This window comes from Hydrogenophaga sp. NFH-34 (assembly GCF_021401345.1).
GTDB lineage: Bacteria > Pseudomonadota > Gammaproteobacteria > Burkholderiales > Burkholderiaceae_C > Hydrogenophaga > Hydrogenophaga electricum.
Window position 1 is genome coordinate 21,300 of record NZ_JACBGE010000016.1, and the last position, 11,905, is coordinate 33,204.

An 11,905-nucleotide genomic window follows, 5' to 3' on the forward strand; every position below is an offset into this window, starting at 1 on the left:
ACGTTTTCATGGTCGGCTCCTTCGGGGGCCCGCATGGGTTCTTCTGGCAGGTGGCGAAACGCTGGGCCGGCGTGGTTGCAGGTCGGCCAGGGCGTTTGAGACATGGTCCAGGTGGCGGCGCACGTCACGGGCCAGCGTTTCGAGCATGCTGACGTAGGGGCGGATGGGCTCCACATCGCCGCGCCGCAACAGCGCATTCAGCTGGTAGAGGCGATGACCGAAGTGGGCCAACTCGTCCGTGGATGCGATCAGCGCCTGCAAGGTCTGCGCGTGCCCTCCTCCGTCCCGCACCACCGGCACGCCAGCCACCAGGGCGGCCACGTAGTCACCGGTGGCCATGCTCGCCCGCTGCGCGGCCTGCAACGTGGCCGCGGCGTCATCCGATCGCATCCGCAGGCACAGGCGTGTGCGGGAAGCTGGATCGGTCTGGACAGGTGTGCGGCAGGCCTCGGCGTTCTGCAGCGCTGGATGCCCCAGCGCATCGGCCAGCACCTGGCGCACCAGTTGGGAAGGCGAGAGGCCAACGGCCTGCGCTCGCTCCATCAGCGGGGCCTTGAGGCCATGTAGGTCCACGCTGATGCGGTCACGTGACGAGGGTTCCATACCGAGTCTCCTGACGACGATTCACCCATGGGTGAGCGTGTCAGACAACCGGCGCCACCGCGCCTATCTCTGCACTCACCTTGAACACAGTATTGGCCCGAACCAAGGCTCTTGAGCTGCTGGATTTGGGCCCAAATCCAGCGCGTGAAAGGGCTGTTGGAGGGTCGAAGATGGGTGTCAACGCAAGGTACCCATCACACGACTGAACAGAAAGTGCGCAGTAAATGCACAGGTTGAACAGCCAGCGCACAGGCACTGCACAAACTGAACAGCAACCGATCAACTGCTGCACAAAAAATGAATAGAAATGACGCGATAAAGCTGGTCCCGAGCGAACCGCCCGGCCGAAGCTCACGCAAAGCGCGGCGCTTTGCGCCCGAGATGCGAGCGCTGCGTGCCCAGGGCTACACCTTCGAGGCCATTCGTCTGGCGCTGGCGTCCTCTGGCGTGCACGTCAGCAACGCGACCGTGCAGCGCGAAGTGGCCAGGGCATCCGAAGCAGCTTCCGTCGGACAGGGCTTGGGCTCCGGCGCGCGTCCAGATGAGGTGCCATCTGCCCCCACCCAGCCACAGGTATCCGTATCCCCACCTACAACCACCGCGCCCCAGTCACCTCAAGTCGTTTCCGTGCAAACGGACATGCGCAGTGGCAAAGAGATTGCCGAAGCGTTCGCCAGCAGCCGAATCACCAACCCCCTGGCGCTCGCCAGGCTCAACGCAAAGGACCCGTCATGAAAATCGCCGTCATCAATTTCTCGGGAAACGTGGGCAAAACCACCATCGCCAGGCACCTGCTGCTGCCGCGTATCGACGGCGCGGAGCTGTTTTCCGTGGAGAGCCTGAACGCGGCCGACGGCGAAGGCCATGCGATGCGAGGCCGGCAGTTCGGCGAGCTGCAGGAACTCCTGCAGACCATGGACAGCGCGGTGGTGGACATCGGGGCCAGCAACGTGGAGGAATTGCTCGACCTGATGCAGAAGTACCAAGGCAGTCATGAGGACTTCGATGCGTTCGTGGTTCCCACGGTACCAGCCCTCAAGCAGCAGCAGGACACCATCGCCACCCTGGTCGAGCTGGCGCGGCTGGGCGTGCCCCGTTCGAGGGTGCGGCTGGTGTTCAACATGGTCAGCAGCGCCGCAGATGTCCCGGCGCACTTCGATCTGTTGCGGGCATTCCTCAAAGCGCAACCTATCGCCACAGAAAACGCAGCCTGCCATCTGGGGCCCAACGAGGTGTACGGACGCATCCGGGGCAGCAACGCCGACCTCGCCACCCTGGCCCGTGACGACATCGACTACAAAGCCTTGATCGTCAAGGCCAGCGACACCGCAGAAAAGCTCACACTGGCTCAGAAGCTGGCCACCCGGCGGCTGGCGGTTGGTGTGTTGCCGCAGCTGGATGCCTGCTTTGCGGCGCTCGGTCTGGCGGAGAGCGCCGCCAGCAACGTGGTGCCGCTGGCACGGCAGGCACAGTGAGCGACCTGATCACGGTCCGCGAGGAGCTGATGGCCGTGGCCATCGGTGATCTGGGCACGTTGCTGGATCGGGTCGAGAAACTGGCACCCCAACTGGAAGCGAGCCGCATGGAGTTGTTGAGTACCAGCACCGATCTGGCAGAGAAGGTCGAAGCGTATTCAAAGCGCATGGACGAAATCACCGAGAACGCGAAGGTTCAGACGGTGAAGCATATTGCCCGCCGCGCCGACGAAATGGCTCGGGGGACTGTGGAGACACAGACCCGGGCCATGGAGGAAGCGGCGCGCGTGGTGTTCCGCAATGAAGTCGGCCCGACCCTGCAGCGGGTGACGTTGCCGCTGCAGGACGTGGCGGCCCTGGCCCGCAAGGGTGCGCGTCCCTGGGAAGGGTGGCTGCTGCATGCCGCGACAGCGGTGCTTTCTTCGGCCATCAGCTGGGCGATGGCCGCCTGGCTGTGGCTTCGGTAGAAGCCGCAGCCTGGATCGCGCGAGCCGGCGACAGCCGGCGAGCGCTTCAGAATTTCTGGTGAACCACACCGCCCAGCGTTGGGGCGGTGTGATGTTGGCCCCGTTCAGGCCTTGAGCTTGCGCATCTCTTCGGCCAGAACCCACAGCGCGCGGTTCAGGCTCACGCTGCGGTCGATGCTGGCCACCGGGCGGGTGTGCAGGCGCCGACCCTTGGCTCCGCGCCCAAGCTGACCACCACGCAGTGCGTTCTCCTGCACCCGCTGAAACGTGTTCCACAGGCTGTTGCCGTAATCCTCCGGTCGGCGGGCTTCGATCAGCTGCGCGGCAGTCACCGGGGCCGGCGGTTCGCCCTCCCCGCGTTCGCCGTAGCGCAGCGCCAGGGCGGCGGTGGCAAAGGCCTGCTGTTCCTCGCGCTGCAACGGCAGGGCCTTCATGCGGTCGGTGGACGCGTCCACCACCTCGAAGTCCTCCAGCACCCGGAACGCGCCTTCGATCACCTCGTCCTGGATGTTGCCCTTGTGGGGAATGCGGATGTCGTTGGTCACGTCGCCCACCACCAGACCGTTGCAGCAGACAAACCTGAACACGCCTGCGAGCATCTGATAGCTGCTGGCCCCATCGTGGCTGTTGATCAGGATGATCTCGTTGGCCTCGGGTCGGGTGTTCACCTGGCCCGCATGGCGCATGCGGATCATGTGCTTGGTGAACTCGGTCTTGCCTTCGATGCGGCTTTTGCTCTGGGCCACCATGAAAGGCTCAAAGCCCTCATGCCGCAGACCGCGCAGCACATCGATGGTGGGAATGTAGGTGTAGCGCTCGGAACGGCTACCGTGTTTGCCTTCGGCAAAGATGGACGGGGCAGCCCGGCGCATCTGGTCTTCGGCCAGCGGGGTCTCGCTGCGGATGACGAAGGTGTTCTGGCCAAAGCGGGTGGCCAGGGGGCGGGAAGCTTGGACGGTGTTCATAGTGATGCTCCAGAAATCAGACTTGAAATGGGTTGGCATGGATAGCCGGGCTGCTGGGTCCCGCCCGGTGTGCTGTGTCAGGCGTGTGCCGCTTGGCGCTCGTTGCGGGCCTTGCGGTTGGGGGTGGGTGTACTGGGAGCGACTGCGGGTGGATCACCAGCACCCTCACGCGCGCGGCGGGCCTCGCCTTCGGCCTTGCTGTCGAGGTAGTCGATTTCGTCCACGGTGAACGCCAGCCCGTAGACCTCCACCCCGTCGTTGTCCTGGTAGTGGTTGTTGCGCACCCGGCCGACGATGTTCACGTGCGAGCCTTTGCCCAGGTACTCGGCGGCGTGTTCGGCCTGCTTGGCCCACAGCGTCCACTGGATCGCGGTGGCTTCCTCGGAGCGTTCTTCGCCGCTGCCCCGGCGGCTGTTGCTGATGGCGGTCAACACCGCCTTGGCGACCTTGCCTTCGCGCCCGTTGACGAATTCGAGCTTGACGGCACCGGCCAGGTGCGCGTGGCGCTGGATGACTTGAACGTTGGCCATGGTGGAACTCCTTGCAAGAGCGACCAGCCGGACCCCGATCCGGGCTCCTCAAAGCTGATCCTCTCGCTCGGACTCCCTCGCTCCCGCCCACGGGCGGGCGGGGGGTGGGCAAGGCCCCTTCCCTCGGGAAGGGGTGGGGGATGGGGACACCTTGCAGCACGAAACAGTGAGCCAGTCACCTGGCCCACCGCTGAAAGATCCCCCCACAAGTCCCCCTCACCTGTGGATGGGGGCGCCGTGGGGGGAGTGCGGTGGGCCCATTGGCGCACGCGCTGCCCGCGCCTCTTCGGGCGACCAGCGCAGCGCAGGCGACCGCACTACTTGAGCAGCGGCGTCTCTGCGGACGGCGTGACACCAAGCGCAGCGACTGGCGCGGCGTTCGAGCCGATGCGATCACCTCAGGGGTTTGCTGTCTCAGGCAATCCAAGCGGCCCGGCTTCGGGCGTGGCGGGTGACCGGGGGGACGATCTGGCGGGTGGGACGGGACCTGAGCGCAGCGGCGGGAGCGAACCGAACGTCAGTTCGTCCAGCGGGATCGTTCCCGCGCAGCGGGAAGGAAACCAGACCGCGATCCCTGGGCACGGGTCAAGGCCGCGGCCCCCATGCTGCCGGTGAACACCGGCCATGCTCCGCCCTCCCCTGTGCCCGCGCACCGCGCGCTGATCAACAACAAGAAATTGGGGCCGTATGGCCCCAGGGGTTACACGAGGCCAAGCTCGGCCATCGAGTTCACGGAGTCGCCCGCCACGACGAAGTGGTCGAGCACCCGCACATCGACCAGCGCCGCCGCCTGCTTGATCGTCTGCGTCAGGACTTCGTCGGCACGCGATGGACGGGCAGCGCCACTGGGATGGTTGTGCACCAGGACCAGGGCGCAACTGTTCCGAAGCAGCGCATCGCGCACCACCTCGCGCGGGTACACCGATGTCTGGCTCACCGTGCCCCGGAACATCTCAACGTAGTCCAGCACGCGGTTCTGCGAATCCAGGTGCACCACGGCAAACACCTCGTGTGGCAGGGTGCCCAGCCGGGCGCGCAGGAAGTCCTTCACCACAGCGGGTGAGTCCATCAGGTCGCTGCCGCGCACCTGGGCGGCCAGCAACTGCTGCGCCGCCAGCAGCACCTCGTCGGCCTCAGCCGGACGGTACTGACCGGCAACGTCGCGAATGAGCAAACCGCCCGAACCAGCGGGCACCGACAGGAAGGAATCGAGGGAAGAAAACAGATCGTGCTGCATGACCAACTCCGGTGATCGGGCGGGATTGCCCGAGACCGGAACCGGCACGCCGCAGCGCAGCAGTCACAGGTTCGAAGACGGCCGAGAGGCCGCCAGCGCATGCAATGCGCGCAGACCTTGACGGCGAGAACGGTGTGCAAGGATGAAGGGAACAGCAAGCCAGCCCCACCACACAAGCAGGTGTTAAGCAGGCAAGCGAAGCGCGCAGGCCGGGACGGCCGGAGGCGTCAGCGATCGGCGCCCGACAGGGTCGAGACGCCAGGACACCTGTGGCCTGGTGGCTCGATGCGCAGCACCAGAGCGCGGTCCGGCGGCGCCGGAGACGCACAAAAATCCCGGCCGAAGCCGGGATGAACTGGAGCGGTTCGGACGCTTGTCGCTGTTTCAAGCGACCTGATGATCTTCCGGCTCGCCCTCTTCCAGCGCTTCACTGGTCTGCACTGGCTCGGTCAGCATTTGCGGCAACCAACCCGAACCAGCGGCCAGCCGCTCGGCTTCGCTGGCGATCTGCGCCTTCTTGAGTTTCGCCAACCGCTGCACCTCAACCGGCGCGAAAACCTGGACAGCCTCCAGCGCCTTCGCCTTGGACACGTGGTCGAAGTAGCCTGCCGCCGTGGGCTTCCACCAGCTGTGCATGTCCAACCCCACCGCCTTCGCCAGCAGCGCAGCGGGGGCCTCGTTTTCGCGCTGGGCAATGGCCGAAACCGTCAGACCGACACACAGGGCCAACAGCGACAGCAGTTCTTCGTGCTCCATCGCCAGCAGTTCGGCAAAAAGGGCTTTCGGGTCTTCCGGCAATCGCGATATCCATGCCTCGCGCACGGCTCGCAGGCCCTGCGCAGCCGGTGCCTCCGCCACGTCTGGCGCATGTTGCTCCAGACGGTCCTGCGGCGTGGCGCTGATGTTGACCGGCGACACACCGTAGCCACCCAGAATCAATCGCAGTGCCAACTGGTGCACCAGCGCCACCAGAGCGATGCGGGGATGGCGGGCCACCTCGGCCTGGAGGGCTGCGGTGCGGTGCGCGCTCAGACGCCGCACCAGCTTCTCGGACAGCCCTGCCCGGCTGGTGGGCGCTTCTGCTGGGTCCCCCTCGCCTCTTGCTTGTGCGTCCGGCGTCGGCTGCGCCTGCGCCCGCAGCGCCTTGACCTGTTCCTCGCGCAGCAGCCCACGATGCACCACCACGGCCCCCATGGGGTCCACCGACACCAGAGCCCCGGCCATGGCGACGACGCCGGGGTCGTAGACCACCAGGGTCTGTTCAATGGCGTCCAGTTGATCGCCCAGCCGGTCCAGTTCCTCGTGCAGGGCTTGTGCACCGTCATCACTCAGATCGTCGTCCTCGTCGTCGAGCTTGTCTTGAAGCCGCGCCTGCTCCGCCTCCAGCTTCTCGATGTGTTTGGCCTCGGCTTTGGTGGGTTCCCGGCGTGAGCGCCGCGCCCGCTGGAAGATGTGCAGTTCGGCCGACGACACGCGCGGTGTGACTTCCACCCAGCCCCAGCCCTCGGCCCGCACCGATTCGGCCGCATCGGCCAGCCGGTCGCGGGCCAGCTTCTCCAGCAGTCCGGCATCGGTGAGAAACACGCCTTTCTGCTCGTCCGCGAACAGGTCGCGCCGGATGCCACCACCCGCCGCTTCATAGGCCTCCAGGCCCACAAAGCGCGCCAGCGCATCGCTGCTGGCGTCCACCTCGTCGCGGGTCAGGTGGTCCCGCAGGGACTCCGGGTGGCGCTGCCACTGTGGCACCTCGTAGAACGCGGCTTCCTGCGCACCATGGTCGTCGGTGATCGCCAGGGCCATCAACTGCTCCAGAGACACCGCGCCCTGCTGGTAGTCCGCCAGCAGCTTGGGCGAGACGTTCGCCAGCCGCAGCCGCCGCTTGACCACCAGCGGTGTGACGCCGAAGTCCGCGGCGATGTCTTCCAGCGACCGGCCTTCGGCCACCAGCGCCTTCCAGGCGAACAGTTCATCCACCGGGGTCATGGCCTCCCGCTGCACGTTCTCGCTCAGGCTCACGGTGCGGGCCGAAGTGTCGGGCACCAGCAGACAAGGCACCGGGTGGTCCTTCGCCAGTTTGTGGCGCTTGACCAGCAGCTTCAAGGCGGCCAGCCGCCGACGCCCGGCCACCACCTCGAACCACTGTCCATCGGGCGAAGTGATGACGGTCAGGTTCTGCAGCAAACCCACGCGGGCGATGGACGCAGCAAGTTCGGGAATGGCCGTGCCGCCGCTCTGGCGCACGTTGCGGCTGGAAGGCCGCAGCCGCGACAAGGGGATCAGGTGCAGCTCATAGGGAGCCACTTCCGGCACGGTGACGGATTCGCTGGTAGTGGCCGCTGCGCTAAGGGCAGCCGCAGCAGCCACGGCGCTCAAGGCCAGGGTTTCGATTTGGGTAACGGTGTTCATGTGAAATCTCCTGTCCCACACGGGGACCTTGTTCAAACAATGGAAGACATCGAGAAAAGGTTGGGAAGTCAGTCGGTGCTGTGCATGGGCGCTCTCCTTGGGTGCTGGGCTCCGCAGGGGCCGCGAAGCCCTTCGCGGCCTTGGGCAGCAGCTGGGGCCGGCGCGGGTGCGCCGTCAAGGGAGGAAGCGAAGGCGCTGGCGCGGCCCGCAGGCGCAGCCGAGGACACGGGCGCCGCAGCGGCCCTTGACGGGGGAAGCGCCCGCAGAGGCCAGGCAAGCCGGTGAAGCCGGCGCGCAGTGGGGGCGAAGCTTGTCTAGCACCACCGGAGGGACCAAGGTCAGCCCATTTCCCGTTCGCCACGTGTCACAAAACTTTCATCGCAATCCGCTATTATTCAAAAAACGTTGAATCATTGAAGATATAGGAGTTCCTCACATGAAAGTCGGTATCAACGGCATGGGCCGCATGGGGCGGCTGGCCCTGCGCGCGGCCTTCGGCGCCATCGAACGCGAAGCCATCGACCTCCGCAGCGGCAACCGCCTGGAGGTGGTCCACCTCAACGAGATCAAAGGGGGCGCCGCCGCCACCGCCCACCTGCTGGCCTTTGACACCGTGCAGGGCAAGTGGCGCGCCGACATCGCGGCCGAGGGCAGCGACGCCATCCGCATCAATCACCAGCGCCTGTCGTTCAGCGAACACGCCACCGCCGCACAGATCCCCTGGGGCGACCTGGGCGTGGACGTGGTGCTGGAATGCACCGGCAAGTTCCTCACGCCTGAAACCCTGCAGGGCCACCTGGACCGCGGTGCCAAGCGTGTGATCGTCGCCGCGCCCGTCAAGGTCGGCGACGTGCTGAACATCGTGGTCGGCGTCAACGAGCACCTGTACAACCCGGCGCGCGACCGCATCGTCACCGCCGCCAGCTGCACCACCAACTGCCTGGCACCTGTGGTGAAGGTGGTGCACGAAGCCATCGGCATCCGCCACGGCCAGATCACCACGCTGCACAACCCGACCAACACCAACCTGGTGGTGGACGCACCGCACAAGGATTTGCGCCGCGCGCGCAGCGCCATGGTGAACCTGGCGCCCACGACCACCGGCAGCGCCACGGCCATCGCGCTGATCTACCCCGAACTCAAGGGCAAGCTCAACGGCCACGCCGTGCGCGTGCCAGCGCTCAACGCTTCGCTGACCGACTGCGTGTTCGAGCTCAACCGCGCGACCACGGCAGAAGAAGTGAACGCCCTGTTCGAAGCCGCCGCCAAGGGCCCGCTGGCCGGCATCCTGGGTTACGAGAGCCGCCCGCTGGTCAGCGCCGATTACGCGCGCGACACGCGCAGCTCCATCGTCGATGGGCTCTCCACCATGGTGACCGACGGCACGTTGCTCAAGGTCTACGCCTGGTACGACAACGAGATGGGCTACGCCACGCGCATGGTGGACCTGGCGTGCCATCTGGAATCGGTGGGGATCTGATGTCTGCAGCGTCGCCTTCGGCGCCGTCCACCGCCAGCCACGCGGTGCGCAACTACGCCATCGTCACCGCCGCCTACTGGGGCTTCACGCTCACCGACGGCGCGCTGCGCATGCTGGTGCTGCTGCACTTCTACAAGCTGGGCTATTCGCCGTTCACGCTGGCCTTTCTGTTCCTGCTGTACGAAGCGGCCGGCGTGCTGGCCAACCTGATCGGTGGCTGGCTGGCCACGCGCTACGGCATCCAGCGCATGCTGACCGTGGGTCTGGTCACGCAGATCACCGGCTTCACCCTGCTCTCGCTGCTCAACCCGGCGTGGACGGCGGCGATGTCGGTGGCCTGGGTGGTGGTGGCGCAGGGCATCTGCGGTGTGGCCAAGGACCTGACCAAGACCGCCAGCAAATCGGCGATCAAGGTCACGCAGGCGCAGGCCAAGGCCGAGGACGGCGGCAACAACCAGCTCTTCAAGTGGGTGGCCTGGTTCACCGGCAGCAAGAACGCCATGAAGGGCTTCGGCTTCTTTCTCGGCGGCGTGCTGCTGCAGGCGCTCGGCTTTCAATATTCGCTCTGGGCCATGGCCAGTTTGCTGGTGCTGGTGCTCATCGGGGTGGCGTCGTCGGTGCCGCCCATGATGGGCAAGGCCAAGGCCTCGAAATCCGCCAAGGAACTGTTCGCCAAGAACGCTGGCATCAACGGCCTGGCGGCCGCGCGCGTGGCGCTGTTCGGCGCGCGCGACGTGTGGTTCGTGGTGGGCGTGCCGGTGTTCCTGTACTCGCAGGGCTGGAACTTCACCATGGTCGGCGGCTTCCTGGCGGCCTGGACCATCGGCTACGGGCTGGTGCAGGCGTTCGCGCCGAGTCTCGTCAAACGCAGCCCCGACGGCCTGAGCAGTGAAGTGCCCGCCGCGCGCGGCTGGTCGCTGGCGCTGGCGCTGATCCCGGTGGGCATCGCGGCCACGGTGTGGCTGGAGCTGCCGAACCTGCAGTGGTGGGTGGTCGGCGGTCTGGGCCTGTTCGGCTTTGCGTTCGCGGTCAATTCGTCCGTGCACTCCTACCTGATCCTCGCCTACGCCGGCAGCGAGAAGGCCGCCGAGGACGTGGGCTTCTACTACGCCGCCAACGCGCTGGGCCGCTTCTTCGGCACGCTGATGTCGGGCCTGCTCTACCAGTGGGGCGGCCTGCTCTACGCACTGGTGGGCTCGGCGCTGATGCTGTTCACCTGCTGGCTGCTCACGCTGGCGCTGCCGACCAAGCTGGCCCTGCCCAGCCCCCCGACCACCTGAGGAGACACCATGGAAGAAACCGATGTCGTCAAGGCTCTGGGCGCGTTGGCCCAAGAAACGCGCTTGCGGATCTTTCGTCTGCTGGTGGTTGCGGGGCCTGAGGGATTGAACCCTGGCCACATGGCGGAAGAACTGGGTATTGCATCCACTGCCCTGTCCTTCCATTTGAAAGAACTGAGCCACTCCGGGTTGATTTCCTCCGAGCGCGATGGCCGCAATCTGTTCTACCGCGCATCCATCCCGCAGATGAACGACCTGCTGGCATACCTGACGGCGCACTGCTGTCAGGGGCAGGCCTGTCTGGAATCACCCACCAAGCTCGACTGCGACAACTGCTGAGGAGACCACCCATGAAGCGCTTCCATGTTCATCTGCATGTAGCAGACCTGCCCCAGAGCATTGCCTTCTACAGCCAACTCTTTGCAGCAGAGCCGGTTCGCACCGAGGCGGACTACGCCAAGTGGATGCTCGAAGACCCGCCGGTGAACTTTGCCATTTCCACGCGGGGCGAACAGCCCGGTATCGATCACCTGGGCATCCAGACCGACAACGCCGAAGAGCTGCAGACCCTGAAGGACCGCGCTACCGCTGCAGACATGCGCCTGCTCGATGAAGGCGCGACCACCTGCTGTTATGCCCGCAGCGAAAAACACTGGATCACCGACCCACAGGGCATCGCCTGGGAACACTTTCACACGCTGGGCAACATCCCGATGTTCCGGGAAAAGGCTGATGAAGCCTCGGCTGCGGCCTGCTGCGCACCGAGCGGCGCTACAGCCACTAACTGCTGCGCTCCAGCCACCGGGTCATCCACCCCAGCAACCGGCTGTTGCACCCCCAACTCTTCCGTCACTGCAGGCGCGTGCTGCGCGCCCTCCTCCACCGCTCCCTCCTCTGCAACCCGCTGCTGCTGAAAGGTTTTCCCATGTCCGTCTACAACGTGCTCTTCCTGTGCACCGGCAACTCGGCCCGGAGCATCATGGCCGAATCCATCCTCAACCACCTGGGTGGCGGTCGCTTCCGCGCCTTCAGCGCCGGCAGCCACCCGGCTGGCCAGGTCAATCCGCATGCCATCGAACTGCTGCAACGCAACCACTACAAGACGGACAGCCTGCGCAGCAAGAACTGGAGCGAGTTTGCGCAAGCCGACGCACCGCACATGAACTTCGTGCTCACGGTCTGCGACAAGGCGGCTGGCGAAGTGTGCCCGGTATGGCCCGGGCAGCCGATGTCGGCCCACTGGGGCGTGCCCGATCCTGCCGAGGTCAAGGGTGACGACGAAGCCGCCAAGAAGGCTTTTGCCGACACCTTCATGGTGCTCAGCCGCCGCATCGCCTTGATGGTCAACCTGCCGTTTGAAAAGCTCGACCGCCTGGCACTGCAAAAAGAGCTGGTGGATATCGGCCGTCAGAAGGCCTGATCGGTTGATTTCGAATCTCTGGCCCGGTCGCCATGCGATCGG

At 65.7% G+C, this 11,905-nt stretch carries 13 protein-coding genes; 8 read left to right on the plus strand and 5 right to left on the minus strand.

The window, feature by feature from the left end:
• Positions 1-6: 6 nt before the first annotated feature.
• Positions 7-603, minus strand: a complete 597-nt coding sequence (locus L0977_RS15725) for a hypothetical protein (RefSeq protein WP_234265804.1) — start codon at positions 601-603, stop codon at positions 7-9.
• A gap of 297 nt (positions 604-900) precedes the next feature.
• Between L0977_RS15725 and L0977_RS15730 the strand changes: the two genes are divergently transcribed.
• Genes L0977_RS15730 through L0977_RS15740 form a run of 3 tightly spaced genes read left to right on the plus strand, consistent with a single transcriptional unit; the run spans position 901 to position 2,545 of the window.
• Entirely contained in the window at positions 901-1,338 is a 438-nt protein-coding gene (locus tag L0977_RS15730; protein ID WP_234265805.1) for a hypothetical protein, read from the plus strand.
• Entirely contained in the window at positions 1,335-2,078 is a 744-nt protein-coding gene (gene stbB, locus L0977_RS15735) for a StbB family protein (RefSeq protein WP_234265806.1), read from the plus strand. Before L0977_RS15730 ends, stbB begins: the two co-directional genes overlap by 4 nt.
• Positions 2,075-2,545, plus strand: a complete 471-nt coding sequence (locus L0977_RS15740) for a hypothetical protein (protein ID WP_234265807.1) — start codon at positions 2,075-2,077, stop codon at positions 2,543-2,545. The genes stbB and L0977_RS15740 overlap by 4 nt, the downstream gene beginning before the upstream one ends.
• A gap of 104 nt (positions 2,546-2,649) precedes the next feature.
• Here the strand turns inward: L0977_RS15740 and L0977_RS15745 are convergent, their stop codons facing one another.
• The 4 genes from L0977_RS15745 to L0977_RS15760 all read right to left on the minus strand — a co-directional run bounded on the left by L0977_RS15745 (position 2,650) and on the right by L0977_RS15760 (position 7,683).
• A complete protein-coding gene (locus L0977_RS15745) occupies positions 2,650-3,510 on the minus strand; it encodes a DUF932 domain-containing protein (protein ID WP_234265808.1) in 861 nt (286 codons plus the stop codon).
• Positions 3,511-3,587: 77 nt separating this feature from the next.
• Positions 3,588-4,040: a single-stranded DNA-binding protein gene (locus L0977_RS15750; protein ID WP_234265809.1), complete on the minus strand. Its 453-nt coding sequence runs from the start codon at positions 4,038-4,040 to the stop codon at positions 3,588-3,590.
• A gap of 700 nt (positions 4,041-4,740) precedes the next feature.
• On the minus strand, positions 4,741-5,277 hold the full coding sequence (locus L0977_RS15755) for a JAB domain-containing protein (RefSeq protein WP_234265810.1): 537 nt from the start codon (positions 5,275-5,277) through the stop codon (positions 4,741-4,743).
• A gap of 384 nt (positions 5,278-5,661) precedes the next feature.
• On the minus strand, positions 5,662-7,683 hold the full coding sequence (locus L0977_RS15760) for a ParB/RepB/Spo0J family partition protein (RefSeq protein ID WP_234265811.1): 2,022 nt from the start codon (positions 7,681-7,683) through the stop codon (positions 5,662-5,664).
• A 436-nt stretch (positions 7,684-8,119) separates the two neighbouring features.
• Here L0977_RS15760 and L0977_RS15765 point away from each other — a divergent pair, with 436 nt between their 5' ends.
• From L0977_RS15765 to L0977_RS15785, 5 genes are read left to right on the plus strand one after another with little or no spacing between them, the layout of a single operon-like run.
• Positions 8,120-9,163 (plus strand): ArsJ-associated glyceraldehyde-3-phosphate dehydrogenase, encoded by a 1,044-nt coding sequence (locus L0977_RS15765; protein WP_234265812.1) that lies wholly within the window; start codon positions 8,120-8,122, stop codon positions 9,161-9,163.
• Positions 9,163-10,443, plus strand: a complete 1,281-nt coding sequence (arsJ, locus tag L0977_RS15770; protein ID WP_234265813.1) for an organoarsenical effux MFS transporter ArsJ — start codon at positions 9,163-9,165, stop codon at positions 10,441-10,443. The genes L0977_RS15765 and arsJ overlap by 1 nt, the downstream gene beginning before the upstream one ends.
• A 9-nt stretch (positions 10,444-10,452) precedes the next feature.
• Positions 10,453-10,782 carry an ArsR/SmtB family transcription factor gene (locus L0977_RS15775; protein ID WP_234265814.1) on the plus strand — a complete coding sequence of 110 codons (330 nt, stop codon included), beginning with the start codon at positions 10,453-10,455 and terminating at the stop codon, positions 10,780-10,782.
• A gap of 11 nt (positions 10,783-10,793) precedes the next feature.
• Positions 10,794-11,357, plus strand: coding sequence for an ArsI/CadI family heavy metal resistance metalloenzyme (locus L0977_RS15780; protein WP_234265815.1), 564 nt, complete (start codon positions 10,794-10,796; stop codon positions 11,355-11,357).
• A gap of 11 nt (positions 11,358-11,368) precedes the next feature.
• Entirely contained in the window at positions 11,369-11,863 is a 495-nt protein-coding gene (locus L0977_RS15785; RefSeq protein WP_079364899.1) for an arsenate reductase ArsC, read from the plus strand.
• Positions 11,864-11,905: the final 42 nt, after the last annotated feature.

What these genes read in the sequence shown, in the direction of transcription:
- L0977_RS15725 (WP_234265804.1), bottom strand. Translation starts at nt 603, where the DNA reads ATGGAACCCTCGTCACGTGACCGCATCAGCGTGGACCTACATGGCCTC.
- L0977_RS15730 (WP_234265805.1), top strand. Translation starts at nt 901, where the DNA reads ATGAATAGAAATGACGCGATAAAGCTGGTCCCGAGCGAACCGCCCGGC.
- stbB (WP_234265806.1), top strand. Translation starts at nt 1,335, where the DNA reads ATGAAAATCGCCGTCATCAATTTCTCGGGAAACGTGGGCAAAACCACC.
- L0977_RS15745 (WP_234265808.1), bottom strand. Translation starts at nt 3,510, where the DNA reads ATGAACACCGTCCAAGCTTCCCGCCCCCTGGCCACCCGCTTTGGCCAG.
- L0977_RS15750 (WP_234265809.1), bottom strand. Translation starts at nt 4,040, where the DNA reads ATGGCCAACGTTCAAGTCATCCAGCGCCACGCGCACCTGGCCGGTGCC.
- L0977_RS15755 (WP_234265810.1), bottom strand. Translation starts at nt 5,277, where the DNA reads ATGCAGCACGATCTGTTTTCTTCCCTCGATTCCTTCCTGTCGGTGCCC.
- L0977_RS15760 (WP_234265811.1), bottom strand. Translation starts at nt 7,683, where the DNA reads ATGAACACCGTTACCCAAATCGAAACCCTGGCCTTGAGCGCCGTGGCT.
- L0977_RS15765 (WP_234265812.1), top strand. Translation starts at nt 8,120, where the DNA reads ATGAAAGTCGGTATCAACGGCATGGGCCGCATGGGGCGGCTGGCCCTG.
- arsJ (WP_234265813.1), top strand. Translation starts at nt 9,163, where the DNA reads ATGTCTGCAGCGTCGCCTTCGGCGCCGTCCACCGCCAGCCACGCGGTG.
- L0977_RS15775 (WP_234265814.1), top strand. Translation starts at nt 10,453, where the DNA reads ATGGAAGAAACCGATGTCGTCAAGGCTCTGGGCGCGTTGGCCCAAGAA.
- L0977_RS15780 (WP_234265815.1), top strand. Translation starts at nt 10,794, where the DNA reads ATGAAGCGCTTCCATGTTCATCTGCATGTAGCAGACCTGCCCCAGAGC.
- L0977_RS15785 (WP_079364899.1), top strand. Translation starts at nt 11,369, where the DNA reads ATGTCCGTCTACAACGTGCTCTTCCTGTGCACCGGCAACTCGGCCCGG.